The organism is Streptomyces thermovulgaris, assembly GCF_002155915.1.
Classification (GTDB): Bacteria; Actinomycetota; Actinomycetes; order Streptomycetales; family Streptomycetaceae; genus Streptomyces; species Streptomyces thermovulgaris.
The window spans coordinates 2,657-3,055 of the sequence record NZ_MUME01000385.1; the positions used below are offsets into that span (position 1 = coordinate 2,657).

Below are 399 nucleotides of genomic sequence, written 5' to 3' on the forward strand. Positions count from 1 at the left end.
GTCCGAGGTCGCGCAGGGGGCGGTCGGTGGCCACCGTCTCGGGCCTGACGTCCAGCAGTTCGGCGATGCGGTCACGCAGCCAGACGGCGATGTCCTCGGCGGTGGGAGGGACGGCGCCGGTGTCGCTGTTCACCTGGGCAAAGCTCATCTGCGCATCCTTGAGGGGTCGTTGGACCGAACCGGCAAGAGGTGAGGACCGCCCGCGGGAGGCGGGCGGTCCGTTCGTGCGGGGCGGGTCCGCTGTCGTCAGCCCTGCGCTCGGTGGCGGTGAGGGTGGTCCTGTGGTGCGTGCTTGTGGGGTCCTACTCTCGCCCGGGTCTCTGGAGACCGGCTTGAGTGCCGGTGTGCGGCGCGTACCGGTCCGGTGCGGGAGGTCCCGGGCAGCGGGAGGGGGCGGGG

Annotated in this window: 1 protein-coding gene (running past one end of the window); it reads right to left on the bottom strand. The window is 72.7% G+C overall.

Annotated features, from left to right (window positions below; translation table 11 throughout):
* Positions 1-148 carry part of the coding region annotated (locus CCN35_RS24785; RefSeq protein WP_143631797.1) for a type I polyketide synthase on the bottom strand (this coding region is incomplete at its 3' end). 2,656 nt of the annotated region lie to the left of the window's left edge, so 148 of the 2,804 annotated nt are shown.
* Between the last annotated feature and the right edge of the window lie 251 nt (positions 149-399).